This window comes from Microlunatus aurantiacus, from assembly GCF_039536605.1.
Taxonomy (GTDB): Bacteria; Actinomycetota; Actinomycetes; order Propionibacteriales; family Propionibacteriaceae; genus Microlunatus; species Microlunatus aurantiacus.
The window spans coordinates 53,426-78,069 of record NZ_BAAAYX010000013.1 but is presented as its reverse complement, the minus strand read 5'-3'; the positions used below and the strand labels follow the sequence as shown (position 1 = coordinate 78,069).

Annotated in this window: 21 protein-coding genes; 17 read left to right on the top strand and 4 right to left on the bottom strand. The window is 71.0% G+C overall.

Going from position 1 to position 24,644, the window contains the following annotated elements; genetic code table 11:
- Positions 1–763: 763 nt before the first annotated feature.
- The 7 genes from ABD714_RS14225 (at position 764) to ABD714_RS14195 (ending at position 7,606) form a co-directional block, all read left to right on the top strand.
- Positions 764–2,770, top strand: coding sequence for a heavy metal translocating P-type ATPase (locus ABD714_RS14225; RefSeq protein ID WP_344813575.1), 2,007 nt, complete (start codon positions 764–766; stop codon positions 2,768–2,770).
- 44 nt (positions 2,771–2,814) lie between these two features.
- Entirely contained in the window at positions 2,815–2,973 is a 159-nt protein-coding gene (locus ABD714_RS14220) for a ribbon-helix-helix domain-containing protein (RefSeq protein ID WP_344813038.1), read from the top strand.
- A complete protein-coding gene (locus ABD714_RS14215; protein WP_344813037.1) occupies positions 2,970–3,752 on the top strand; it encodes a VOC family protein in 783 nt (260 codons plus the stop codon). Before ABD714_RS14220 ends, ABD714_RS14215 begins: the two co-directional genes overlap by 4 nt.
- Before the next feature lie 270 nt (positions 3,753–4,022).
- Positions 4,023–4,394 carry a hypothetical protein gene (locus tag ABD714_RS14210; protein WP_344813036.1) on the top strand — a complete coding sequence of 124 codons (372 nt, stop codon included), beginning with the start codon at positions 4,023–4,025 and terminating at the stop codon, positions 4,392–4,394.
- 106 nt (positions 4,395–4,500) lie between these two features.
- Entirely contained in the window at positions 4,501–5,430 is a 930-nt protein-coding gene (locus tag ABD714_RS14205; RefSeq protein WP_344813035.1) for an alpha/beta fold hydrolase, read from the top strand.
- A gap of 99 nt (positions 5,431–5,529) precedes the next feature.
- Complete coding sequence (locus ABD714_RS14200) at positions 5,530–6,846, top strand: LssY C-terminal domain-containing protein (RefSeq protein ID WP_344813034.1); 1,317 nt, start codon at positions 5,530–5,532, stop codon at positions 6,844–6,846.
- A 1-nt stretch (position 6,847) separates the two neighbouring features.
- The gene (locus tag ABD714_RS14195; protein WP_344813033.1) at positions 6,848–7,606 is read left to right on the top strand and encodes an ABC transporter permease; all 759 of its coding nucleotides are present in this window, start codon (positions 6,848–6,850) and stop codon (positions 7,604–7,606) included.
- 13 nt (positions 7,607–7,619) lie between these two features.
- Here the strand turns inward: ABD714_RS14195 and ABD714_RS14190 are convergent, their stop codons facing one another.
- On the bottom strand, positions 7,620–8,285 hold the full coding sequence (locus ABD714_RS14190; RefSeq protein ID WP_344813032.1) for an MBL fold metallo-hydrolase: 666 nt from the start codon (positions 8,283–8,285) through the stop codon (positions 7,620–7,622).
- A gap of 67 nt (positions 8,286–8,352) precedes the next feature.
- Complete coding sequence (locus ABD714_RS14185; RefSeq protein ID WP_344813031.1) at positions 8,353–9,090, bottom strand: maleylpyruvate isomerase family mycothiol-dependent enzyme; 738 nt, start codon at positions 9,088–9,090, stop codon at positions 8,353–8,355.
- A 26-nt stretch (positions 9,091–9,116) separates the two neighbouring features.
- On the opposite strand from ABD714_RS14185, the gene uvrA reads away from it, so the two are divergent.
- Positions 9,117–12,260, top strand: a complete 3,144-nt coding sequence (uvrA, locus tag ABD714_RS14180) for an excinuclease ABC subunit UvrA (protein WP_425562400.1) — start codon at positions 9,117–9,119, stop codon at positions 12,258–12,260.
- A 106-nt stretch (positions 12,261–12,366) separates the two neighbouring features.
- On the opposite strand, the gene ABD714_RS14175 is transcribed toward uvrA, so the two are convergent.
- Together ABD714_RS14175 and ABD714_RS14170 are read right to left on the bottom strand one after the other, a co-directional pair.
- A complete protein-coding gene (locus tag ABD714_RS14175) occupies positions 12,367–13,701 on the bottom strand; it encodes an ABC transporter substrate-binding protein (protein ID WP_344813030.1) in 1,335 nt (444 codons plus the stop codon).
- 73 nt (positions 13,702–13,774) lie between these two features.
- The gene (locus tag ABD714_RS14170; protein WP_344813029.1) at positions 13,775–14,554 is read right to left on the bottom strand and encodes a phytanoyl-CoA dioxygenase family protein; all 780 of its coding nucleotides are present in this window, start codon (positions 14,552–14,554) and stop codon (positions 13,775–13,777) included.
- Between the two features lie 155 nt (positions 14,555–14,709).
- Here ABD714_RS14170 and ABD714_RS14165 point away from each other — a divergent pair, with 155 nt between their 5' ends.
- The 9 genes from ABD714_RS14165 to tpiA all read left to right on the top strand — a co-directional run bounded on the left by ABD714_RS14165 (position 14,710) and on the right by tpiA (position 24,639).
- Positions 14,710–15,525: a helix-turn-helix transcriptional regulator gene (locus ABD714_RS14165; protein ID WP_344813028.1), complete on the top strand. Its 816-nt coding sequence runs from the start codon at positions 14,710–14,712 to the stop codon at positions 15,523–15,525.
- Positions 15,526–15,612: 87 nt separating this feature from the next.
- Positions 15,613–16,188, top strand: coding sequence for a Rieske (2Fe-2S) protein (locus ABD714_RS14160; protein ID WP_344813027.1), 576 nt, complete (start codon positions 15,613–15,615; stop codon positions 16,186–16,188).
- Positions 16,189–16,250: 62 nt separating this feature from the next.
- A complete protein-coding gene (uvrC, locus tag ABD714_RS14155; protein ID WP_344813026.1) occupies positions 16,251–18,248 on the top strand; it encodes an excinuclease ABC subunit UvrC in 1,998 nt (665 codons plus the stop codon).
- Between the two features lie 96 nt (positions 18,249–18,344).
- Positions 18,345–19,193 carry an RNase adapter RapZ gene (gene rapZ, locus ABD714_RS14150; RefSeq protein ID WP_344813571.1) on the top strand — a complete coding sequence of 283 codons (849 nt, stop codon included), beginning with the start codon at positions 18,345–18,347 and terminating at the stop codon, positions 19,191–19,193.
- 4 nt (positions 19,194–19,197) lie between these two features.
- Positions 19,198–20,202: a gluconeogenesis factor YvcK family protein gene (locus ABD714_RS14145; protein ID WP_344813025.1), complete on the top strand. Its 1,005-nt coding sequence runs from the start codon at positions 19,198–19,200 to the stop codon at positions 20,200–20,202.
- A 126-nt stretch (positions 20,203–20,328) separates the two neighbouring features.
- Positions 20,329–21,315 (top strand): DNA-binding protein WhiA, encoded by a 987-nt coding sequence (whiA, locus tag ABD714_RS14140; RefSeq protein ID WP_344813024.1) that lies wholly within the window; start codon positions 20,329–20,331, stop codon positions 21,313–21,315.
- 172 nt (positions 21,316–21,487) lie between these two features.
- Entirely contained in the window at positions 21,488–22,483 is a 996-nt protein-coding gene (gene gap, locus ABD714_RS14135; RefSeq protein ID WP_344813023.1) for a type I glyceraldehyde-3-phosphate dehydrogenase, read from the top strand.
- Positions 22,484–22,627: 144 nt separating this feature from the next.
- A complete protein-coding gene (locus ABD714_RS14130; RefSeq protein ID WP_344813022.1) occupies positions 22,628–23,854 on the top strand; it encodes a phosphoglycerate kinase in 1,227 nt (408 codons plus the stop codon).
- Complete coding sequence (gene tpiA / locus ABD714_RS14125; RefSeq protein WP_344813021.1) at positions 23,851–24,639, top strand: triose-phosphate isomerase; 789 nt, start codon at positions 23,851–23,853, stop codon at positions 24,637–24,639. Before ABD714_RS14130 ends, tpiA begins: the two co-directional genes overlap by 4 nt.
- Positions 24,640–24,644: the final 5 nt, after the last annotated feature.

Sequence of the window (24,644 nt, the reverse complement as noted above, 5' to 3'; positions counted from 1 at the left end):
CCGGCGGTGAGCAGGACCAGGGCCGCCAGGCAGGTGAGCGCCATCGTCGTGTGCCCGGCGCAACCGGGACAGCCGTCGTGCTCCCCGGAGACGAGATCTGTCCCGCCGAGGGCAGGGAGAGTGTGAGCGCGATCAGGTCCCGCATCGCCGGTGTGACCGGCAGCGTGCTGAGACCAATCGTCCGCGGTGACGGTCCCGACCCGGTCGCCGGAGGCAGGGTCGGCGGCGGTGTGGTTGCTGGACAGCTGGTGCATCGCCAGCAAGCTCAGTCCGACCGCCAGCACCGCGAGCCACAGGATCAGCCGGGACCGCGCGGCGTCGGCCGACGCCACTGCCCCGAACCACTGCATGGTCACACCGTAACCGGCTTCGATGGGAATACCCACGGGGTACCGTCGTTCTCGTCGATACCCCTAGGGGGTACCGACGGAAGGAGTATCAGGTGCCGGCGAGAGAGTTTCAGGAGCCCGGGATGTCCAGCTCCCCCAGAGAGCGCGCCGTGTCCAGTGGGGTCAGCGACCCCGGCGTCCTCCCCACCACCGGTCCGGCCGGCGAGAGCGCACGCGCCGGCCGTCACGACGGCGGAGTCGACGGGCACGACGCACACGCCGGCCCTGGTGGGCACGACGCACACGCCGGCCCTGGCGGGCACGACGCACACACTGGCCCTGGCGGGCACGACGCACACACTGGCCCTGGCGGGCACGACGCACACACCGGGCACGGCGGCCATGTCGGGCAGTTCCGGCGGTTGTTCTGGGTGATGCTGGTGCTGGCGGTTCCCGTGATCGGGTTCTCGCCGATGTTCGCGATGCTGCTCGGCTATGCCTTGCCCCCCGCCGCCTGGGTCGGCTGGGTCTCGCCCGTGCTGGGCACCGCGATGTACGGGTGGGGCGGCCGGCCGTTCCTGGCCGGCGCGGTGGGGGAGCTCCGCGCCCGACAGCCCGGGATGATGCTGCTGATCGCCCTGGCGATCTCTGTGGCCTTCCTCGCCTCCTGGGGAGCCGGCCTCGGCCTGCTCCACCACGATCTCGACTTCTGGTGGGAGCTGGCGCTGCTGATCGTGATCATGCTGCTCGGCCACTGGGTCGAGATGCGGTCGTTGGCCCAGACCACCTCGGCGCTGGACTCCCTGGCGGCACTGCTGCCCGACCGGGCAGAACGCGTCCTCGATCCCGGCAGCGACCGGACCGGCGCCGGTCAGTCCGGTACCGAGCTGGTCGATCCGGCCGCTCTGCGGGTCGGTGACCTGGTCGTGGTCCGCCCGGGCGGCCGGGTGCCCGCCGACGGCCGGATCCGGTTCGGCTCGGCCAGCATGGACGAGGCGATGATCACCGGCGAGTCCAGGGCCGTCCGTCGCGCCGAAGGGGATCAGGTGGTCGCCGGCACGGTGGCCACCGACTCCGGTCTGCGGGTCGCGATCACCGCCGTCGGCGACGACACCGCACTGGCCGGCATCCAACGCCTGGTCGCCGCTGCGCAGAGCTCCTCCTCGAGGGCGCAGCGGATCGCTGACCGGGCCGCCGCGTGGCTGTTCTGGTTCGCCTTGCTGGCCGGGGTGATCACTGCCGTCGCCTGGACGCTGCTCGGGCTCCCGGACCAGGCCGTGGTGCGCACCATCACGGTGCTGGTGATCGCCTGCCCCCACGCTCTCGGTCTGGCCATCCCGCTGGTGGTCTCCATCGCCACCGAACGTGCCGCCCGCGGCGGGGTGCTGGTCAAGGACCGGCTCGCGCTGGAGTCCATGCGGACCGTCACCACCGTGCTGTTCGACAAGACCGGCACCGTCACCAAGGGGCAGCCCAGCATCACCGGTCTCCACCCCGTGAGCCTCGACGAGGACGAGGTCCTCACCCTGGCGGCAAGCGCCGAAGCCGATTCCGAGCACCCCCTCGCCCGCGCCATCGTGACCGCCGCCGAGCACCGCGGGCTGCAGCTGCGGCCGGCGACCGACTTCGCCTCCTCGCCGGCCGTCGGGGTGTCCGCCACCGTCAGCGGGCACCACATCCAGGTCGGCGGCCCGACCTTGTTGGACCAGCACGGCGTCGCCGAGCTGGCCGTCGCGGAGCAGTGGCGCGGCGAGGGCGCGATCATCCTGCACGTCCTCGTCGACGGGGTGGTAGCCGGTGCCTTGAAGCTGGCCGACGAGATCCGGGACGAGTCACGGGCCGCTGTCCGGGCCCTGCACGAACGGAACGTGGAGGTGGTGATGATCACCGGCGACGCCGAGGCCGTGGCCGCTTCGGTCGCCGCCGAGCTCGGCATCGACAGGTACTTCGCCGGTGTCCGGCCCGAGGACAAGTCCGCCAAGGTCCAGCAGCTGCAGGACGAGGGTCAGCGGGTGGCGATGGTCGGCGACGGCGTCAACGACGCACCGGCCCTGGCGCAGGCCGACGTCGGCATCGCCATCGGCGCCGGCACCGACGTGGCCATCGCCTCGGCCGGCGTGATCCTGGCCAGCGACGATCCGCGGTCGGTGCTGTCGGTGATGGACCTGTCCACGGCGAGCTACCGCAAGATGAAGCAGAACCTGTGGTGGGCCGCCGGCTACAACCTGATCTCGGTGCCGCTCGCCGCCGGGGTCCTTGCCCCGCTCGGTTTCGTCTTGCCGATGTCGGTCGGCGCCATCTTGATGTCGCTGTCCACCGTCGTGGTTGCGGCCAACGCCCAGCTGCTCCGCCGCCTCGACCTCCGACCCGACGCCGTCGTCCCCGCCGACCGCCCCGCGACCGACGGGCAACGGCCTACGGCCGACACGGCGCACTCCTGAGCGCCGCACTGGTGCGGCAGAGCCTAGATTGCTAGCATCCTAGGATGGTCGAGAAGCCGCCCGCGAAAGTCCAGTTCAACGTCTACCTGCCACCCGACCTGGTGCGGTCGTTCAAGCACCGGGCCGTCGACGAGGGGCGCAGCCTGTCCGCGCTGGTCGAGACCGCTCTCGCCGACTACCTGTCCAGGAAGGCATCCCGATGACCCACCCGTACGCGATCTGGCCGCTCCGCTTCTCGCCGGACCCCGCGGGCATGATCGACTTCTACTCCCGGCTCGGGCTGCACCAGTCGCTGAGCCACGAGGCCGGCACCTTCGCGACGTTCGTGGGCCGGTCCGGCGCCCTAGGGGTCCATGACGCCCGCACGACGATGGCCGGCCCCGTCCCCGGTCACGCGGCCCTGAACCTGGCCACCAGCGATCTCGAGGCGGCCGCCGCCGAGCTGACCGGGATCGGCCACGAGGTCCGGCTCTGGGACGAGACCTACGGCAAGCAGGGCGTCGTGGTCGCCCGCGACGGGCGGGCCATCGGGCTCAACCAGGAGCGGCAGGAGGACCTGTACGGCGGCTACCACGAGCGGGCCGTGACACGTGTCCCGCTGCTCGACGTGGTGGCCGTCTGCTCCACCCCGGACCCGCGGGCCGAGGCCGTCTGGTTCGCCTCGTTCGGCTTCGTCGCCCCGTCCTACGACGACCCCTGGTGGATCGGGCTGCGGGCCGGAGCGCAGTCCGGCGTGCTCGGCATCCACGCCGGCGGGATCGACGCCCGCAAACCGCGACCCGCGGACGACGTGCTCGGGACCGCGTACGAGGTCAAGATCGGGTTCGAGACCCCGGAACCGCTGGTCGAGCTGGACGAACGGCTCCGGACCGCCGGTCTTGAGCCGCTCACGATCACGGACGGACCGCAGCCGCGCATCCTGCTCACCGATCCGGACGGCGACGAGGTCCAGATCCATCCGGCGCCGGGAGACGACTCCTAGACTCGTCGGGGTGACGACCGGCTCGGCGACCGACCTGCTGGTGCTGCACGCTGTCCGGCTCCTCGGGATGGCGGACGATCACCAGGTCAGCGGCCGCTTCCGGCTCGATCAGGCCACCGTCGCCGAGCTGCTGCTGGATTTCCAGGCGTACGGCTGGGTCAGTCGGGTCGACTTCGCCGGGACCGGTGGCTGGACCCTGACCCTCCAGGGCAGGCTCCGGAACGAGGTCCAGCTGGCGGCGGAGCTGGCCGGCTCCGGAGCCGCAGCCGGGTGGCCGCCGTGCACAGCGACTTCGGTCCCGTCAACGCGAGGCTGCTGCGGGCGAGCACCGACTGGCAGCTGCGTCCGACCGCGTCGCAGCCGCTCGCTGCCAACGTGCACGACGACCCCGACTGGGACGCTCGGGTGTTCGCCGACCTGACGCTGATCGGCGAGGAGTTGGCCGTGCTCGAACCGCGGCTGACGTCGGCGCTGACCCGCTTCACCGGCTACCACGATCGTTTCGCCGGTGCGCTCGACCGCGTGCGGGCCGGTGACACGTCCTGGGTGACCAAGGTGCGCGAGGACTCCTGCCACACGGTCTGGATGGAGCTGCACGAGGATCTGGTCGCCACCCTCGGTCTGGAGCGCGGCGCGAGCTGAGCCGCGCCCGCCGAAGATCCGGGGCCGGAGGGCGGCAGACCGATGAGTTCGTCGACGGCTGTCGGTCTACGCCAGGGCAGGCACACCAGCGACCTCGGAGGCAGCAATGAGCACGGCACCGACGCAGCACCACCTCGACGCCAACGGCGGGCGGCTCTACTACGAGGTGCGCGGCTCCGGTCCGCTGCTGCTCGTGGTCGGGCAGCCGATGACCAGCGCCCCGTTCGGACCGCTGGCCGACGACCTGGCGGCTGACCACACGGTCGTCACCTACGATCCGCACGGGGTGGGGGCGAGCACCGTGGAGGACCCGTCACTGCCCATCACCCCGGCGGTCGAGGCCGACGACCTGGCCGCCCTGATCGACGCGCTCGGGCGCGGCCCCGCCGCCCTGCTGGGCTCCAGCGGAGGTGCAGTGGCGGGACTCGCGCTCGCCGTACGGCACCCGGACAAGCTCACGACCCTGATCGCCCACGAGCCGCCGGTGACCGAGCTGGTGCCGGACGCCGCTCCGGTGCAGGCGGAGATCGACCGCATCCAGGACGCCTTCCGCACCGGCGGCTCCGGCGCCGCGTGGGGTGCGTTCGCGTCGCTGGTGATGCACCGCGGGCCGGTCCCGACCGACGGGGTTCCCCCGGCCGCCTGGCCGCCGCCCGGCGCCGACGGGGACCCTCAGTCGACGGACGACCCCCAGAGCGGTGGCCCTGCGCCGGGCGACCAGGCGGGCGATCCAGGCACGGAAGGTCCCCCCGAGCCGTCGGCCAAGCAGCTGGCCGACGACGAGCTGTTCTTCCTGCGGATGCTGAAGCCCTTCACCAGCTGGTCGCCCGACGTCGAGGCCCTGCGGGACGGGCCGGTGACCGTCCGGGTGGCGGTGGGAGCCGATTCGGGCGAGGAGCTGGCGCGGCGCTCGGCGGAGGCGTTGGCCGCGCGACTCGGACAGACGGCGGTCGTGTTCCCCAGTCACCACGCCGGCTTCATGGAGGATCCGACCGGCTTCGCCGCCGCGGTGCGCGCGGTCCTGTCCGCCCCTTAGCGATCCGCCCGTCAGCGATTCGCCGTCAGCGACTCACCCGGCAGCGACTCGTGGCCGGGCCGGATGCTCCCTCACTGCGCGATCGGCCAGACTGGGCGCATGGCTGACTCGCGACGCTCGGTGCGGCGACGGTCCGGTCTGATGGACAAGATCGACTCGGCCTTCTTCGCCTTCGCCGGACTGGCCTCGCTGTGGCTGGCCTACCTGCTCATCCGCGAGGGCGTCCGTCCCGGTTGGCCGCTGCTGCTCCTGGTCGCGTTCTGGGTCCTGTTCACGTACCTGCTGCTCCCGCGGCTGCACCGGATCCTGACCCACATCTATGTTCCCGGCTACTTCATCGGCCGGACCCGCACGGGGGACGGGCTGCTCGGCGACCCGGTCAACCTCGCGCTCCTCGGGCACGAGGGTCAGGTGCACGCGGCGATGACCGCGGCGGGTTGGACGCTGGCCGACGACCTCGACGCCCGGTCCGGTCGGGCGATGGTGACCGCCACCGTGGCCCGCCGGAGCTATCCGCAGGCGCCGGTCAGCCCCCTGATGCTGTTCGACCGCCAGCAGGACTTCGCGTACCAGCAGGAGGTCGGCGGCAGCACGTCCCAGCGGCACCATGTGCGGTTCTGGCGCTGCCCGGAGGGATGGCTGCTGCCGGGCGGCTACGCGGCGGACTGGTTGGCCGCCGGGACCTACGACAAGAGCGTCGGCTTCTCGCTGTTCACCTTCCAGGTCACGCACAAGATCGAGGCCGACACCGACATCGAACGCGACTTCGTGGTCCGTACGGTGCTCGAGGGGTCACCGGTCGCGACCGTCCGGGTGATCAGGGACTTCTCCACCGGCTACCACTCCCGCAACGGCGGGGGCGACCTGATCCAGACCGACGGCGACCTGCCCGTCCTCGACCTCCGCACCGTGCCCGCCGACGTGCTCGCCCCCGCCGACGAGAGCGACAGCCGGGACAAGCGGCCCGCGCAGACCGTGTTCGGTGCCGCGACCGCGGTGGTGCGCGGACTGGTCACCCTCGGCACAGCCGTGGCAGTGGTCCTGATGCGCGACCAGGCCGAGCTGACACTCGACGGGGATCTGCAGGGTGTGTCCGAGCTGGTCGTCATCATCGTGGTCGCGGCGGTCATCGGTCTGTTCGGCCTGGTCGACATCCTGCTCGGCGTGGCCACGTTCGTGGGACGCAACTGGGCCCGGCTGACCCTGATGCTCTACTCGGTCTTCGCCACCACCAGCGCCTTCATCTCCAGCGTCACGGGAGTCGAGGTGGCAGGTCTGGCGCAGCTGCCCACGATCGCCGGCGGCACCCTCGTGCTGCTCGCGCTCTCCAGCCACCGAGCACGCGAGTTCGCCGTCCGCGGTCGGCACCAGGCCACGGCGCTGGGGACCCGGGTGCTCGACGAGATCACGCCCTGACGTGCCCGGACAACCGGGACCGGCGCTGGTCGGCGCCCTGGTCCTGCTGCTCGTCCTGGCCGTCGCCGTCTCCTGGTTCGGCGGTCTCCGACGACAGCGGCAGCTCGGCGGCGCGGCCCTGCGGGCCACGCTCCAGCTCGTCGTGGTCGCCCTCGTCATCACCGCGGTCCTCGGCCACATCCTCTGGTCGGTGCTGTTCGGCGCGTTCATGCTCGCTGTCGCCACCGTGACCTCCGCCCGCCGGATCGAGGCCCCCCGGGCCTGGCCGTGGGTCGGGCTGGCGATCGTGGCCGGAGTGCTGCCGACGCTGGCGATCGTCTTCGCCTCGGGTGCGGTGCCGTTCACTGGAGCGTCCCTGGTGCCGGTGGCGGGCATCATCATCGGCGGTGGCATGACCGCCTGCTCGCTGACGGGTCGGCGGGTGTTCGCCGCCCTGCGGGACGAGCTGGGAACGTACGAGGCCGGTCTGGCCCTCGGGTTGACCCGGCCGGAGGCGATCGACGAGGTGATCGCCCGACACCTGCCGGAGGCGCTCGTCCCCGGCCTGGACCAGACCCGCACGGTCGGTCTGGTGACGCTGCCGGGAGCCTTCGTCGGGGTGCTGCTCGGCGGCGGTACGCCGGTCCAGGCGGCCGCGGCCCAGCTGCTCGTGCTGATCGGTCTGCTCGCCACCCAGACGATCATCGTGGTCGTCGCGGCCCGGCTGGTGCGGTCCGGACGGCTGCTGCCGAGCGAGCTGCGAACCCACCTGCCCGACTAGCGCGGACCGCGGCTCACCAACCTCTGGCGCGCCACTCCTCAACGTGGCCGCGCTCGGCGCCGAGCGTCGTGCCGTCGCCGTGGCCCGGGTACACCACCGTGCTGTCGTCGAAGCGGTTGAACACCTTCGCCTGGAGGTCATCCATCAAGGAGGCGAAGTCCTCCGGGCTGTTCGTCCTGCCCGGACCGCCGGGGAACAGGCTGTCACCGGTGAACAGGTGCACCACGCCGTCGCCGCCGGTGAAGGCCAAGGCGATCGAACCCGGGGTGTGCCCGACCAGCCCGATGACCTCGAGCACGCCGTCGCCGACCGTCACCTCGTCGCCGTCCCAGGCGCCGGTCAGACCCTCGACCCAGGCGCCGGTGGCGATGGCGTCCACGTCGGGACGCCCGCAGACCAGGGTGGCGCCGGTCGCCTCGGCCACGGACGGCAGCGCCTGCCAGTGGTCTCCGTGCCGGTGGGTCGTGACGATCACCGCGACCGGGCGACCGTCGATCAGCGACAGCAGCCGGGTGTCGTCCTCGGCGGCGTCGATGAGCACCGAGCCGCCGTCCTCCGGGGTCAGCAGGTAGGCGTTGTTGTCCATCGGGCCGACGCTGATCTTGGTCAGCGTCACCTGGTCGGAGAGCGCCAGGGTGAGTGCGGGTCCGCCGGGCTCGACGTGGTCCCGGCCGCTCACCGGTGTGCTCCCGCCCACGTGCGGTCGATCTCGATCATGCCGGGTCCTCTCGTCGCGGGGTGGTCGTTCAGAGACCGGGGAGCACCAGGCCGTCGGTGCCGCTGACGGTGTCCGGTCCCGCCCGCCCGGTGAGCCAGCCGAGCAGCGCCGGCGAGGAGCCGGTGACCCGACGCGCGTCGCCGGAGCTGCCGAGCGTGGTGCGGAAGCCGGAGTCGCTGACCAGCTCCAACCGGGGGAACTCGTCCCGCGCCCCCAACCGGTAGGCCGACCACTCCAGCAGCCACTCGGCGGTCTCGGGGTCCACGTCGGACACCCCGAAGCCGATGTCCAGGTCGACGTGGTGCAGCACCACCTCGGTCAGTCGGGCGAGGGGGAGCAGCCGGGCGACGACGCGCTGTCCGCCGCGGAGCTCGACCTCGGTGTCCCAGGCGCTGCCCGACCCGTTCTCGGCCCCGTCGTCGTCGAGGCCGGCGAAGGCCTCGATGAGGCGCTCGGCACTGGTGTCCAGGTCGACCTGCAGCTCCAGCCCGGTGCGGCCGGCGCCCTGCTCGATCTCGTCCTCGCGAACCTGCGGGGAGGCGTACATCTCCTGGCGGGTGCCGGTCCGGGCCCAGTCCACCAGCCGTCCCAGGGCGTCGGCCTGCCGAGCCAGGTGGGTGGCGACGTGGCCGCGGGTCCAGCGGGGGAGACTGCTCGGCCCGCGCCAGGCGTCCTGGTCGACCCCGATCGTGTCGCCCAGCAGCCGCTGGGTCGAGACCGTCACCAACGCCCGCACCGCTGTCAGCTTGTCCGAGGCCTCACTCATGCCGCCAACTTATCCGTAGCCGCTCGATGCGCGTCGCTCAGGATTCCGCTCTGTCAGTGGGCGCACATAGCATCGTCGACGTGACTGACCAGATCGTCGTGCGCGGTGCGCGAGAGCACAACCTGCGCAACATCTCGCTGGAGCTTCCGCGGGATGCCCTCATCGTCTTCACCGGCCTCTCCGGGTCGGGCAAGTCGAGTCTCGCGTTCGACACCATCTTCGCGGAGGGCCAGCGACGGTACGTGGAGTCGCTGTCGGCCTACGCCCGGCAGTTCCTCGGGCAGATGGACAAGCCCGACGTCGACTTCATCGAGGGGCTGTCGCCGGCGGTCTCCATCGACCAGAAGTCGACCAGCCGCAACCCGCGGTCCACAGTGGGCACCATCACCGAGGTGTACGACTACCTCCGGCTGCTCTACGCGCGGGCCGGTCGCCCGCACTGCCCGATCTGTGGTGAGCCGATCAGCCGGCAGTCGCCGCAGCAGATCGTCGACCGGCTGATGGCACTGCCCGAGGGGACCCGCTTCCAGGTGCTGGCGCCGGTGATCCGGGAGCGCAAGGGGGAGTACGCAGAGCTGTTCCGCCAGCTCGCCTCGCAGGGTTTCGCCCGGGCCCGGGTGGACGGCGCGACGGTGATGCTGACCGATCCGCCCGTCCTGGACAAGAAGTACAAGCACTCCATCGACGTCGTCGTCGACCGCCTCGCGGTCAAGCCCACCGTCAAGCAGCGGCTCACCGACTCGGTGGAGACCTCGCTCGGGCTGACCCAGGGCATCGTCACCGTCGACTTCGTCGACCTCGACGCCAAAGACCCGATGCGGGAGCGGCGCTACTCCGAGAAGCTGGCCTGCCCCAACGACCACGACATCGCGATCGACGAGCTCGAGCCGCGGCAGTTCTCGTTCAACGGTCCCTGGGGTGCCTGCCCGGAGTGCTCGGGGCTGGGCACCCGGATGGAGGTCGATCCCGAGCTGCTCGTGCCCGACGACGAGAAGAGCCTGGACGAGGGGGCCATCGCGCCCTGGGCGTCGGCCCACGTGGCCGACTACTTCCAGCGGCTGATCGCCTCGCTGGCCGAGGAGACCGGCTTCAGCACCACGGTGCCCTGGCACTCGCTGCCGGCGGCGGCCAAGAAGGTCCTGCTGTTCGGGGTGCCCGGCCAGGTGCACGTCCGCTACCGCAACCGCTACGGCCGGGAGCGCAGCTACAACGCCAAGTACGAGGGCATCGTCCCCTACATCGAGCGGCGGCACGCCGAGGCCGAGACCGACACCTCCCGGGAGCGGTTCGCGGGCTACATGCGCGAGGTGCCCTGCACGGCCTGCCGCGGGGCCCGGTTGAAGCCGACCTCGCTGGCGGTCACCGTCGGGGACAAGAACATCGCCGAGGTCGCCTCGCTGTCCATCGACGAGGCAGCCACCTTCCTCTCCGGTCTGGAGCTGTCGGACCGGGAGAAGCAGATCGCCGAGCGGGTGCTCAAGGAGATCAACGAGCGGCTGAAGTTCCTGCTCGACGTCGGTCTGGACTACCTCTCGCTCAGTCGGCCGACCGCCAGCCTCTCGGGCGGCGAGGCGCAGCGGATCCGCCTGGCGACCCAGATCGGCTCCGGTCTGGTCGGGGTGCTCTACGTGCTGGACGAGCCGAGCATCGGTCTGCACCAGCGGGACAACCGCCGGCTGATCGAGACCCTGATCCGGCTCCGCGACCTGGGCAACACCCTGATCGTGGTCGAGCACGACGAGGACACGATCCGGGTGGCCGACTGGGCGGTCGACATCGGCCCGGGCGCCGGCGAGCACGGGGGCAACGTGGTCGTCTCCGGTCCGGTCTCGGAGCTGCTGGCCAGTGAGGAGTCGCTGACCGGCGCCTACCTGTCCGGCCGGCGGCAGATCGCCCTGCCCGGCCAGCGGCGACCGCGTCCCCGTGGCCGCGAGATCACCGTGCACCACGCCACCGAGCACAACCTGCAGGACGTGACGGTGAGCTTCCCGATCGGGCAGCTGATCGCGGTGACCGGGGTGTCCGGCTCCGGCAAGTCGACCCTGGTGAACTCGATCCTCTACAACGCCCTGGCCAAACGGATCTACAACGCCCGGGAGGTCCCCGGTCGGCACCGCTCGATCACCGGGGCCGACGAGATCGACAAGATCATCCACGTCGACCAGTCGCCGATCGGTCGGACCCCGCGGTCCAACCCGGCGACGTACACGGGCGTCTTCGACCACGTGCGCAAGCTGTTCGCCGAGACCCCGGAGGCGAAGGTCCGCGGTTATCAGCAGGGACGGTTCTCCTTCAACGTCAAGGGCGGCCGGTGCGAGAATTGCACCGGCGACGGCACGATCAAGATCGAGATGAACTTCCTCCCCGACGTGTACGTGCCGTGCGAGGTCTGCCACGGGGCGCGCTACAACCGGGAGACGCTGGAGGTGCACTACAAGGGCAAGACCATCTCCGAGGTCCTGGACATGTCGATCGAGGAGGGGGTCGAGTTCTTCGCCGCCCTGCCCGCCATCGCCCGGCACCTGAAGACGCTGAACGAGGTCGGGCTCGGCTACGTCCGACTCGGTCAGCCGGCCCCGACGCTGTCCGGCGGCGAGGCCCAGCGGGTGAAGCTGGCCAGCGAGCTCCAGAAGCGCTCCACCGGCCGCACGCTCTACGTGCTCGACGAGCCGACCACCGGACTGCACTTCGAGGACATCCGCAAGCTCCTCGGTGTGCTGGGTCGCCTGGTCGACAACGGCAACACGGTGGTGGTGATCGAGCACAACCTGGATGTGATCAAGACCGCCGACTGGCTGATCGACATGGGGCCGGAGGGCGGTTCCCGCGGTGGCACGGTGATCGGCGAGGGCACGCCGGAGCAGATCGCGGCCAACCCGCGGTCCTACACCGGCGAGTTCCTGCGTCCCATCCTCGAGGGGCGCGAGGTGCCGGTCGGACCGCACCAGCCGAGCCTGGTCGAGGCGCCGCGTCGGCCGCTGACCAAGGCGGCAGTGAAGAGAGCGGCGGCCGAGGCCAAGCGGACGGCGACGGCCGCGAAGAAGGCGGCGGCGAAGACCGCTGCCCAGGCTCCCGCGAAGAAGACCGTGGCCAAGCGCTCGCCGGCCAAGAAGACGGCCACGAAGACCGCGGCCCGGCGCTCGACGTCCGCGACGAGACTGGCCGGCTGAGCGGACGCTCAGGGGAGGCCGACGACGACACGCCGGCTTCCCCTCGGCGAGGGCATCCAGTTCATCCGTGCCGGAGGCGCGCGGTTGATCCGTGCCGGCCGTGACCTCAGGTGGTCAGGTTGGACGACACCTCGTCCACCACCTGCTGGCCGGCGTCCTTGGCCGAGGTCCGCCCGAAGAGCACCTCGGTGCTCAGCCGGGTCAGCACCAGGGGGAGGGTGCTGCCACCGGGCGGCACCACGATCGGTGTGGTGCCGAGCTCGGGCTCGATGTCGGCGATGAACCGGGCCACCGACTGCTGGGCCTCCGACAGCTTGGGCCTGATGGCCTCGAGCACCTCGGTGTTGGCCGGGATCCCGCGCTCGGCCAGGCAGATGTCGGCGCACTCCATCGAGTTGACCCACCAGTTGATCACCGCGACGGCGGCTTCGGGGTTGGACGAGCTGGCCGAGGCGGCCCAGAGCATCGCGGCCTTGTACCAGGCCTGCCGCTCCGTGGCCCGACCCGAACGGCTGGGGAAGCGCAGGATCCGCATCGTCTGGCCCGAGGCGTCGTTCACCGACTGGACCTGGTTGGACCAGTAGGGGCTGATGGCGGCGGTGCCGAGCACCAGGGCGCTCTGGTCGAGCGACTTACCCGCCTCCTCGCCGATCCGTGAGGCCGAGGGAAGGGCTTTGGCGTCGACGTAGCGCCTCATCAGGTCGAACCACTCGGCCACGTCGCCCGGCTCGAAGCCCAGACCGTTCTCGGTGAACAGCTCCTTGCCGTCCTGTCGCACGTAGGCCCCGAAGTAGGCGTCGCTGCCGAAGAAGGTGGTCATCCCGTAGACCTTGCCGCCGGTCCTCGAGGTCAGCTGCGCCGCCACCTCCAGGGCGTCCTCCCAGGTCCACGTGGTGTCGTCCGGCAGCTCGACCCCGGCCTCCTCGAACACGGCCGGGCTGGCCATCAGGATCGGGGTGTTGAGCCCGGCGTTCACCCCGTAGAGGGTGCCCTGGACCTGACCGGAGTCGGTGGTGCCCTGGGCGAACTTCGAGAGATCCAGGCCGTACTTCTCCAGCTCGAGCAGAGAGCCGCGCTGGGCGTACTCGCTGAGGTAACCGACCTCGTGCTGGATGACGTCGGGCATCGTCTTGCCGGCGGTCTGGGTGGCCAGCCGATCCCAGTAGCTCGCGAACTCGCCGGGCTGCGGACTGATCGTCACCCCGGGATTGGCTGTGGTGTACGCGGCGATCGCTGCGGTCGTGGCCTTGTCCCTGGTCGGGTTGCCCCACCAGGTCATCTGGAGGTCCGCCGACGTGGGGTCAGCCCCGCCGGGCGGCGCGGACGCGGGGCTGCACCCGGTCATCCCCAGGCCGGTCGCAGCCGCTGTCACCCCGGCGCCGATCAGGAACCGGCGCCGGCTCAGGGAGCTGGCGCGGGTGGTCGTGGTCTGGTCAGTCATCTGTTGCACTCCTCGTCGTTGATGGACCTGCAGCGCCGGACCGGGTCGGCCGGTCGGCGGGGGTCGGGGTCGGTCAACGCCCGAGGGCCTGGACCGGGGGGGTGGCCGAGCGGGGCTCGTCGACCAGCAGCCGCCAGGTGTCGGAGTCCTTGTCGTACCAGCTGACGTCGTCGCGGTGGTACTGCAGCGCATAGGCGACCCGCGGCTGGTCGGTGTGGTTGGTCCCCGAGCCGTGCACCGTCCAGCGGGTGAAGGCGACGGCGTCCCCCGCCCGCAGCCGGATCGGCAGGCAGGTCAACGGGTCCACGTCGACCTGCCGGTGGGTGTCGCCGTCGTCGCTGGGTCGCGAGTCGTGCTGTCGCCCGTGCGAGTCGGGCACGATCTGCAGGCACCCGTTCTCCGGGGTCATGTCGACCAGGGCGACCCAGATGTTCAACGACCCGGTGGCCGGCTCGTGCTGGGTGTAGTTGTTGTCCTGGTGGAAGTGCATCTCGCCACCGCCACCGCCGTTCTTGACTGCGGTGAAGGGGAGGTAGCGCACGGCAGGTCCGCCGATCAGGCGGGAGGCGACCGCGAGCGTGTCCGGGCCGTTGATCAGCCGGTCCAGAGCTGAGTCCGCCAGGTACTGGGAGCACTGCTGGAGCTTGTCCGCCGAGCCGTGGGCCGTGGTCAGCGACGCGCGCGGGGTGCCGTTGGCCTCGAGCACGGTCAGCACCTCCTCCCGGAGGAGGTCAGCGGCCGCGGGCGCGAGGAAGCCCGGCAGGGTGAGGTAGCCGTGGTCCTGGTAGAACCGCACCTCGCTGTCGGTCAGCAGCAGCGGACGTACCAGGGGCTCGTGCTCGAGGGTGGTCATGATCTCTCTTCCGTGAGGCGGTGTTCGTTCACTCTCCGGCAGCGGAGGAGCGGTGACCATGCACGTTGCGACCAGGTCTTTGCAGGATCGAACCAAGATCATGAGCCGGGATCCGAGGAGGTCACCACGGGGTCCGGTCACGTAGGGTCGTCTCTGTGGTCGCGGTCGGCGGGGCGTGGACGACGGACAGCACGGTGTTCTTGCACGGCGGGCACCGGGAGGAGTGCATCGACACCGTCGACAAGCAGTTCGGCTACCACACCGTCCAGCTGATGGCGCGCGGCTCGGTCGAGCTGTTCTACGGCACCACGCGCTACGAGATGGAAGGGCCGTGGCTGTGGCCGTGCTTCCCCGGACCGCGGATCCGCTTTCACGAGTGGCCCCGTGGACAGGCGTGGGAGCACCGCTGGCTGGCGGTGTCAGGCCCGCGGGTGGCGGACTGGGACGCGGCCGGGCTGTGGCCGCGGGCGCCGCTGCAGATCAGGCCCGACCAGACGGCGGGCTTCGTCGACACGCTGTCGGAGGCGATCAGGCTCTCTCGCCGACCGGAACGCCGGGCCCGGCTGCGGGCGGCCAACGTGCTGGAGCGCTTCCTGCTCGACTGGGCCGACGAGCGGAACAGCACCGACCCGGACGCGCCCTCCTGGCTCCCTCACGTCCTGTCGGTGCTGGCCAGCACGCACCAGCCCGACTACCGGGCGGTGGCGCAGGAGGTGAACATGTCGTTGAGCACGCTGCGCCGGCGGTTCCGGCAGGCGACTGGTGGCTCGTTGCACGACTACCACCTGGAGTCGCGAGTCCTCTCCGCCCAGCGACAGCTGGAGCTCTCGGACGATCCGATCAAGGTCGTGGCCGAGCGGCTGGGTTACCGGGACGTCTTCTACTTCACCCGCCAGTTCAGCCAGCGGGTCGGCGTCAGCCCCGCCGAGTTCCGCCGGGCGCGCGCCCGGGCCGATGACGAGGTCGGTTGATGAGGCGAGCCTTCACAGGCTCCTGACAGAGTCGGTTGGTTGAATCGTCATCCAACGAGCTACCCCGACCCCCTACGAGGAGCCCTCATGTCGACGACCACGCCGACCCCAACCGCTGAGGCGACGCCGCCCGCGACCACGACCGCCACCATGCCGACCACCTGCTGTGGACGCCGTACGGTGCTGCGGGCCGCCGGTCTGGTGGCCCTGTCCGGCGGGGCCGTCGCCCTGGCCGCCTGCAGCGCGGACTCCGCCACCACCGCACCGAGCGCCGGCGCCACGTCGGCTGAGCCCTCGGCGGCGGAGTCGTCCGCCGCTGCCTCACCCAGCGAGTCCGCCGCCAGCCCGTCGGCGGACGCCAGCAGCCAGGCGCCGGCCGGCACCACCGTGGCGATCTCCGAGGTGACCGTGGGCGGTGGCCTCGTGGTGGACGAGAAGTACGTCGTCACCCAGCCCAAGGACGGCGAGTTCAAGGCGTTCAGCGCGATCTGCACCCACCAGGGCTGTCCGGTCGGCTCGGTCGAGGACGGCGTGATCGTCTGCCCGTGCCACAACAGCCACTTCGACATCACGAGCGGCGACCCGGTCAGCGGCCCGGCCCAGGAACCGCTCCCGGCGGTCGAGTTCGTCACCTCCGGCGACTCGATCGTCATCACGGGCTAGTCAGTGACGACAAGCACCGAGTGACGACCAGCACTGTCCGGAAGTCCGCCTAGGCTGGCGACGTGCCACCCCGCGTCTCCTACCGTCCGGCTCCGGGATCGATTCCGGAGCAGCCGGGGGTCTACCGGTTCTCCGACGCGGACAACCGGGTCATCTACGTCGGTAAGGCCAAGAGCCTGCGGTCCCGGCTGAACTCCTACTTCGGTGACCCGGGTGGGCTGCACTACCGCACCCGGACCATGGTGCAGAGCGCGGCCAAGGTGGAGTGGACCGTGGTCCAGACGGAGACCGAGGCGCTCCAGCTCGAGTACTCCTGGATCAAGGAGTTCGACCCCCGGTTCAACGTCAAGTACCGGGACGACAAGTCCTACCCCTGGCTGTGCGTCACGCTGTCCGAGGAGTTCCCCCGGGTGATGGTGGGCCGTGGCCCCAAGCGCAAGGGCAACCGCTACTTCGGTCCCTACTCCCACGCCTGGGCGATCCGGGAGACCGTGGACCAGCTGCTCCGGGTGTTCCCGATGCGGTCCTGCCGCCCGGGGGTGTTCAAGAACCACCAGCAGATCGGCCGTCCCTGCCTGCTCGGGTACATCGGCAAGTGCGCGGCCCCCTGCGTCGGCAAGGTCGACGCCGCGGAGCACCGTGAGATCGTCGAGGACTTCTGCTCGTTCATGGCCAGCGACGGGACCGCGTACGTGAAGCGGCTGGAGACGCAGATGCGTCAGGCGAGCGACGAGCTGGAGTTCGAGCGGGCGGGCCGGTTGCGCGACGACATCGGCGCCCTGCAGAAGGCGATGGACCGCAACGCCGTCGTGTTCGAGGACCGCACCGACGCCGACGTGATCGCGCTGTCGGAGGACCCGCTCGAGGTGGCCGTGCAGATCTTCCACGTCCGCGGCGGGCGGATCCGCGGTGAGCGCGGTTGGGTCGCCGACCGGATGGACGACGGCGGGACGGACTCCCTGATCGAGGCCTTCCTGCTGCAGCTGTACGACGAGGTCGATCCCGCGGACCCCGACCCGAGCGCGGTGCCGCGGGAGATCCTGGTGCCGGTGCTGCCCACCTCGCTGGAGTCGCTGACCGAGCTGCTGACCCAGAAGCGCGGCTCGATCGTCCGCATCCGGGTGCCGCAACGCGGCGACAAGCGCGTCCTGATGGAGACCGTCACGCGCAACGCCGGGGAGGCGTTGATCCGGCACAAGACCAGCCGGGCGGGCGACCTGTCGACCCGGAACCGGGCACTGGAGGAGATCCAGGAGGCCCTCGAGCTGCCGACCGCACCGCTGCGGATGGAGTGCTACGACATCTCGAACCTGCAAGGCACCGAGGTGGTCGCCTCCATGGTGGTGTTCGAGGACGGGCTGCCGCGCAAGAGCGAGTACCGCCGCTTCGTGATCCGCTCGGTCGACGGCCAGAACGACGTGGCCGCCATGCACGAGGTGATCACCCGGCGGTTCCGCCGGCTGCTCGACGACCAGCGCTCGGCCGGCAGCAGCACCGGGAGCGGTCCGGTCGACGGCACCGACGGTGAGGGGCCGCTGCTCATCGACCCGACCACCGGCGCGCCCCGCCGGTTCGCGTACGCGCCGGCGCTGGTGGTCGTGGACGGTGGGCCACCGCAGGTCGCCGCCGCGGCGGCAGCCATGGACGAGCTCGGCATCCACGACGTCGCCCTCTGCGGTCTGGCCAAGCGGCTGGAGGAGGTGTGGCTGCCCGACAGCGACGTGCCGGTCATCCTGCCCCGCACCAGCGAGGGCCTCTACCTGCTGCAACGGCTCCGGGACGAAGCCCACCGGTTCGCGATCACCCACCACCGCTCGCGGCGGAGCAAGTCGATGGTGGAGTCGCTCCTCGACGACGTCCCCGGGCTCGGCGAGGTGAGGCGGAAGACGCTGCTGACCCACTTCGGGTCGCTGCGCAAGCTCCGGGCGGCGAGCGTCGAGGAGATCGCCCAGGTGCCCGGTTTCGGTCCGGTCCTCGCCTCGGCGATCAAGGCACAGCTCGACCGGGCGCCGGCCCGCGAGTCGGTGAACACGGCCACCGGCGAGATCATCCCGTCCTGACGGGATAATGATCCGGTGAGTAGTGATGCAGTCGTCCCGGCCGACGGGGAACGGGAGGTCCAGGAGTCGCCGGACGGTCCGGGTCCCGAGCCGTCGTTGCGACTCGTGGTGGTCACCGGCATGTCCGGGGCGGGGCGATCGACGGCGGCGAACGCGCTGGAGGATCTCGGCTGGTACGTGGTGGACAACCTGCCACCCACGGTCCTGCCCGAGGTGTGCACCCAAGCCAAGGAGAACGGCATCCACCGGCTCGCGGTCGTCCTGGACGTCCGCACGCGGTCGTTCTTCGAGCAGCTGCCGACGATGTTCACCGAGCTCGCCGCGGCCGGCACCATGCCGGAGATCCTCTTCCTGGAGGCCGCCGACGACGTGATCGTGCGCCGCCAGGAGTCGGTGCGCCGACCGCACCCGCTGCAGGGTGACGGCCGGCTGCTGGACGGCATCACCCGGGAGCGGGAGACCATCGCCACCCTGCGCGCGGCAGCGGACCTGGTGATCGACACGTCCTCGATCAACATCCACCAGCTGAGCTCGCGGGTCGCGCACGCGTACGGGGACTCCGCCGACGACGCCCTCCGCGTCACGGTGGTCTCGTTCGGCTTCAAGAACGGCATCCCGGTGGACGCCGACCTGGTCGTGGACGTCCGCTTCCTGCCCAACCCGCACTGGGTCCCCGAGCTGCGGCCGCAGACCGGACTCAGCGCACCGGTCCGGGACTACGTGCTCGCGCAGGACGGAGCCGACGAGTTCCTGCAGCGGCTGCAGGAGCTGCTCCAGGTCACCACCCAGGGCTACATCACCGAGGGCAAGCGCTTCGTCACGGTCGCGATCGGGTGCACCGGCGGCAAGCACCGCAGCACGGCGATGGCCGAGGAGTTCGGCCGACGGCTGCGTCAGGTGGGCCTGGCGACCAAGGTGCTGCACCGCGACGTGGGCCGAGAGTGATCCGATGACCAGGCCCGGTCAAGGACGACCGCCCCGCCGCACCACCCGTCCGACCCTCGGTCTGGGTCCGGTCGCGCTCCCCGCCGTGGTGGCGTTCGGCGGTGGTCACGGGCTGTCCGCGTCGTTGAGCGCACTCCGCCGGGTCACCGACCGGTTGACCGCGATCGTCACGGTGGCCGACGACGGGGGCTCCTCGGGTCGGCTGCGGGACGAGCTGAACTGCCTCCCACCGGGCGACCTGCGGATGGCCCTCGCGGCCCTGTGCGGGGACGACGAGTCCGGTCGGACGTGGGCGGACGTGCTGCAGTTCCGGTTCCCCGGCGAGGGTGATCTCGCCGGGCACGCGATCGGCAACCTGCTCATCGCCGGGCTCTGGGAGCGTCTGGGCGACCCCATCGCCGGCCTCGACATGGTCGCGCGGCTGCTGGGTGCCGAAGGCCGGGTGCTGCCGATGGCGGCGGTGCCGCTGGGGATCGTGGCCGAGGTCATCGGTCTCGACCCCCGGGCCCCCGACGAGGTCTCGACCGTGCACGGCCAGGCCCAGGTGGCCAAGACCACCGCGGAGGTGCGGGCCGTGCACCTCGTCCCGAGCGACCCGCCGGCCTGTCCCGAGTCGATCCAGGCGGTGCAGGAGGCCGACTGGGTGGTGCTCGGTCCGGGATCGTGGTTCACCTCGGTGATCCCGCACCTGCTGGTACCCGAGCTCGCCGACGCGATCTGCACCACCCCGGCCAGGCGGCTGCTGACCCTCAACCTCGAGCCGGCGGGGGAGACCGCCGGGTTCACCGCCGCCCGGCACGTGGAGCTGCTGGCCGAACACGCCCCGGACCTGCGGTTGGACGCGGTCCTGGCTGACCAGCGGTTCGCGTCGGACGACCCCCACCTCGCGGCCTGGGCGACCTCGCTGGGCGCCGAGCTGGTGGTGGCCGACCTCGGCGTCCGCGACGGGTCCCCCCGGCACGACCACCTCCGGCTGGCGTCGGCGTACGCGGAGATCATGGGCGTCTGACGGCGCGCTGAACCGGACCACCGCCGCTGCCGGGTCCGCACACCCGCCCGCACGACAGAGGCGACCGGTCGTCGTCAAGTCACCGTGGGGGCCGAGGCGGGCTCGTAGCCGTGGCAAGATGCTCGGATGGCGATGACGGCGCAGGTGAAGGCGGAGCTGGCGACGGTTAAGGTGACCCGACCGAGCAACCGCAAGGCCGAGATCGCTTCCACACTGCGGTTTGCGGGCGGTCTGCACATCGTCAGCGGCCGGATCGTGATCGAGGCCGAGCTGGACACCGGCGCGGCCGCCCGGCGGCTGCGGACCGAGGTCGGCGACGTGTTCGGCCACGACTCCGAGCTGGTCATCGTCAGCGGCTCGGGCATCCGGCGGGGCACCCGGTACGTGGTCCGGGTGATCAAGGACGGCTCGGCGCTGGCCCGGCAGACCGGTCTGGTCGACGGTCGCGGCCGCCCGGCCCGCGGACTGCCCGCCCAGATCGTCAGCGGCAGCCTCGGTGACTGCGAGGCCGCCTGGCGCGGGGCGTTCCTGGCCCACGGGTCGCTCACCGAACCGGGTCGCTCGATGGCCCTGGAGGTCACCTGCCCGGGCCCGGAGGCGGCGTTGGCCCTGGTCGGAGCCGCCCGCCGGCTGGGGATCGGGGCCAAGGCCCGCGAGGTCCGCAACATCGACCGGGTGGTGATCCGCGACGGGGACGCGATCGCCGCGCTGCTCACCCGGATGGGTGCCCACGACTCGGTGCTGATCTGGGAGGACCGCCGGATGCGCCGCGAGGTGCGCGCCTCGGCCAACCGGCTGGCCAACTTCGACGACGCCAACCTGCGCCGGTCCGCCCGAGCCGCGGTGGCCGCCGGCGCCCGGGTCGAGCGGGCGCTGGAGATCCTCGGCGAGGACGTGCCGGACCACCTCAAGGCCGCCGGGGTGCTGCGGATCGAGAACAAGCAGGCGAGCCTGGAGGAGCTGGGGCAGCTGCACAACCCGCAGCTCACCAAGGACGCCGTGGCAGGTCGGATCCGTCGGCTGCTGGCCACGGCCGACAAGCGGGCCGTCGAGCTGGGGATCCCGAACACCGAGGCCGGTCTCAGCGCCGACCTGCTCGACGACGGCGACTGAGCCGCCGGGTCGCCACACCACTCCTGCAACAGGTTCGATACCACCTCCACGACAGGGCTCCCCGGACCGGGTGAGACGAACGAACCACCGTTGGTGGCCCCGGCCAGGTTCGTTATGGTGGGACACGGCTCCCGATGACTGGGGCCGTTCCTGACCTGAGGAGAAGGCACGTATGACCGTACGAGTGGGAATCAACGGCTTCGGCCGGATCGGCCGGAACTTCTTCCGCGCCGCGCTCGCCTCCGGCGCTGACATCGAGGTAGTGGCCGTCAACGACCTGACCAGCAACGCCAGCCTGGCGAACCTGCTGAAGTACGACTCGATCCTGGGCCGGCTGCCCGGAGACGTCGTCGCCTCCGACACCGACATCTCGGTCGACGGCAAGTCGATCCGGGTCTTCGAGGAGCGCAACCCCGCCGACCTGCCCTGGGGTGACGTGGGCGCGGACATCGTGATCGAGTCCACCGGCATCTTCACCGACGCGACCAAGGCCAAGGCCCACATCGACGGCGGCGCCAAGAAGGTCATCATCTCCGCCCCGGCGAAGAACGAGGACCTGACCGTCGTGCTCGGCGTCAACGACTCGCTGTACGACCCGGCGCTGCACAACATCATCTCCAACGCGTCCTGCACCACCAACTGCCTCGGCCCGATGGCCAAGGCGCTGAACGACTCGGTGGGCATCGTCAAGGGTCTGATGACCACGATCCACGCCTACACCCAGGACCAGAACCTGCAGGACGGTCCGCACAGCGACCCGCGTCGCGCCCGTGCCGCCGCGCTGAACATGGTCCCGACCTCCACGGGTGCGGCCAAGGCCATCGGCCTGGTGCTGCCCGAGCTGAAGGGCAAGCTGGACGGCTTCGCCATCCGTGTTCCCACCCCGACCGGCTCCGCCACCGACCTGACGTTCCAGGCCGGCAAGGAGACCTCCGTCGAGGAGATCAACGCCGCCATCAAGGCAGCGGCGGACGGCAAGTACCTGAAGTACAGCGAGGCGCCGCTGGTGTCGACCGACATCGTCACCGATCCGGCCTCCTGCATCTTCGACGCGCCGCTCACCAAGGTGTCGGGTGACCTGGTCAAGGTCATCGGCTGGTACGACAACGAGTGGGGCTACTCCAACCGCCTGGTCGACCTCGTCGGTCTGGTCGGCAAGTCCCTCTGATCAACAGCGCCGGAGCCGGGTCGGTCCGACCAGTCACTGGTCGGGCTGCCCGGCTCCCGCGCGCTGGGGACCGGGGGCCCCGGTTCCTGCTCGACCTCGTGAGGGTGCTCACCCTCGTGAACGCGTACGGCTGCTGGAGGCATCGTGAAGTCGGTTGCTGATCTTGGCGACTTGCAGGGCAAGCGGGTTCTGATCCGCTGCGACATGAACGTCCCGTTGGATGGCGCTGAAACATCGCCTGACTCCGTCAGGACGATCACCGACGACGGTCGGATCAGGGCGTCACTGCCCACCCTCAACCAGCTCCGGGAAGCCGGGGCGAAGGTGATCATCCTCGCTCACCTGGGCCGGCCCAAGGGCGCGCCGGAGGCCAAGTACTCCCTGGCCCCGGCCGCGCAGCGGCTGTCGGAGCTGCTGGGGGCCGAGGTGCGCCTGGCCACCGACACCGTCGGGCCCTCGGCGACCGAGACCGTGGCCGCGCTGGCCGACGGCGACGTGGCCATGCTGGAGAACGTCCGGTTCGAGCCGGGCGAGACCTCGAAGGACGAGTCCGAGCGGGCCGCGCTGGCCGACCGGTACGCCGCCCTGGGCGACGTGTTCGTGTCCGACGGCTTCGGCGTGGTGCACCGCAAGCAGGCCTCGGTCTACGAGCTGGCGAAGCGGCTGCCCAGTGCGGCGGGCTCGCTGGTGGAGAACGAGGTCGAGGTGCTGAAGCGCCTGACCCAGGACCCCGCGCGACCGTACGTGGTCGTGCTCGGCGGCGCCAAGGTCTCCGACAAGCTCGCCGTGATCGCCAACCTGATCAAGACCGCCGACACGCTGGTGATCGGCGGCGGCATGCTCTTCACCTTCCTGGCCGCGCAGGGCTACCCGGTGGGCAAGAGCCTGCTGGAGGCCGACCAGATCGAGGCGGTCAAGGGCTACCTGAACGAGGCGGCGTCCGGCGGCAAGCAGATCGTGCTGCCCTCCGACATCGTCGTCGCGCCGGAGTTCAAGGCCGACAGCCCGGCCACCGTGGTGGCGGCCGACGCCATCCCGGACGACGAGCTGGGTCTGGACATCGGCCCGGAGTCGGCCAAGGTGTTCGCCTCGGTCGTGGCCGGGGCCAAGACGGTGTTCTGGAACGGTCCGATGGGCGTGGCCGAGTGGGAGGCGTTCGCCGGCGGGACCAAGGCGGTCGCTCAGGCGCTGACCGAGGTCGACGGCCTGTCAGTGGTCGGCGGCGGCGACTCGGCCGCCGCGGTCCGACACCTCGGCTTCGCCGACGACGACTTCGGTCACATCTCGACCGGTGGCGGCGCCAGCCTGGAGTACCTCGAAGGCAAGACGCTGCCCGGTGTGGCAGTCCTGGAAGAAGGAGAAGGCGCATGAGCCGCAAGCCGTTGATGGCCGGTAACTGGAAGATGAACCTGAACCACGTCGAAGCCGTGGGGTTGGTGCAGAAGCTGGCCTGGACCCTGGAGGACAAGAAGCACGACCCCGCCAGGAGCGAGGTCGTGGTGCTGCCGCCGTTCACCGACCTGCGGACGGTGCAGACCCTCGTCGAGGGCGACCGGCTGGAGCTCGCGTACGGCGCCCAGGACGTCTCGCCGCACCTGTCGGGGGCCTACACCGGCGACATCTCCGCGGACATGCTGGTCAAGCTCGGCTGCTCGTACGTGGCCGTCGGCCACTCCGAGCGCCGGGAGTACCACCACGAGACCGACGCCGTGGTCAACGCCAAGGCCGCGCAGGCGCTGAACCGCGGGCTGATCCCCATCGTCTGCGTCGGTGAGGGCCTGGAGGTCCGCAAGGCCGGCGAGCACGTGCCGTACACGCTGGCCCAGGTCGCCGGCTCCCTGGCCGAGCTGACCGCCGACCAGCTGGCCAAGGTCGTCATCGCGTACGAGCCCGTCTGGGCCATCGGCACCGGTGAGGTCGCCACCCCCGAGGACGCGCAGGAGGTCTGTGGCGCGATCCGCGGCTGGCTGACCGAGCACCACGGTCAGGCGGTGGCCGACCAGGTCCGGGTGCTCTACGGCGGCTCGGTCAAGGCCAACAACGTGGCGTCGATCATGGACAAGCCGGACGTTGACGGCGCCCTGGTCGGCGGCGCGAGCCTGAACGTCGACGAGTTCTCGGCGATCGCCCGGTTCTACGACCTGCCCAGCCTGTGATCGAC

Excerpts from the sequence above, each read along its gene's own strand:
- ABD714_RS14225 (WP_344813575.1), top strand. The coding sequence starts at position 764 with ATGCTGGTGCTGGCGGTTCCCGTGATCGGGTTCTCGCCGATGTTCGCG.
- ABD714_RS14220 (WP_344813038.1), top strand. The coding sequence starts at position 2,815 with ATGGTCGAGAAGCCGCCCGCGAAAGTCCAGTTCAACGTCTACCTGCCA.
- ABD714_RS14215 (WP_344813037.1), top strand. The coding sequence starts at position 2,970 with ATGACCCACCCGTACGCGATCTGGCCGCTCCGCTTCTCGCCGGACCCC.
- ABD714_RS14205 (WP_344813035.1), top strand. The coding sequence starts at position 4,501 with ATGAGCACGGCACCGACGCAGCACCACCTCGACGCCAACGGCGGGCGG.
- ABD714_RS14200 (WP_344813034.1), top strand. The coding sequence starts at position 5,530 with ATGGCTGACTCGCGACGCTCGGTGCGGCGACGGTCCGGTCTGATGGAC.
- ABD714_RS14185 (WP_344813031.1), bottom strand. The coding sequence starts at position 9,090 with ATGAGTGAGGCCTCGGACAAGCTGACAGCGGTGCGGGCGTTGGTGACG.
- uvrA (WP_425562400.1), top strand. The coding sequence starts at position 9,117 with ATGCGCGTCGCTCAGGATTCCGCTCTGTCAGTGGGCGCACATAGCATC.
- ABD714_RS14175 (WP_344813030.1), bottom strand. The coding sequence starts at position 13,701 with ATGACTGACCAGACCACGACCACCCGCGCCAGCTCCCTGAGCCGGCGC.
- ABD714_RS14170 (WP_344813029.1), bottom strand. The coding sequence starts at position 14,554 with ATGACCACCCTCGAGCACGAGCCCCTGGTACGTCCGCTGCTGCTGACC.
- ABD714_RS14160 (WP_344813027.1), top strand. The coding sequence starts at position 15,613 with ATGTCGACGACCACGCCGACCCCAACCGCTGAGGCGACGCCGCCCGCG.
- ABD714_RS14145 (WP_344813025.1), top strand. The coding sequence starts at position 19,198 with ATGACCAGGCCCGGTCAAGGACGACCGCCCCGCCGCACCACCCGTCCG.
- whiA (WP_344813024.1), top strand. The coding sequence starts at position 20,329 with ATGGCGATGACGGCGCAGGTGAAGGCGGAGCTGGCGACGGTTAAGGTG.
- gap (WP_344813023.1), top strand. The coding sequence starts at position 21,488 with ATGACCGTACGAGTGGGAATCAACGGCTTCGGCCGGATCGGCCGGAAC.
- tpiA (WP_344813021.1), top strand. The coding sequence starts at position 23,851 with ATGAGCCGCAAGCCGTTGATGGCCGGTAACTGGAAGATGAACCTGAAC.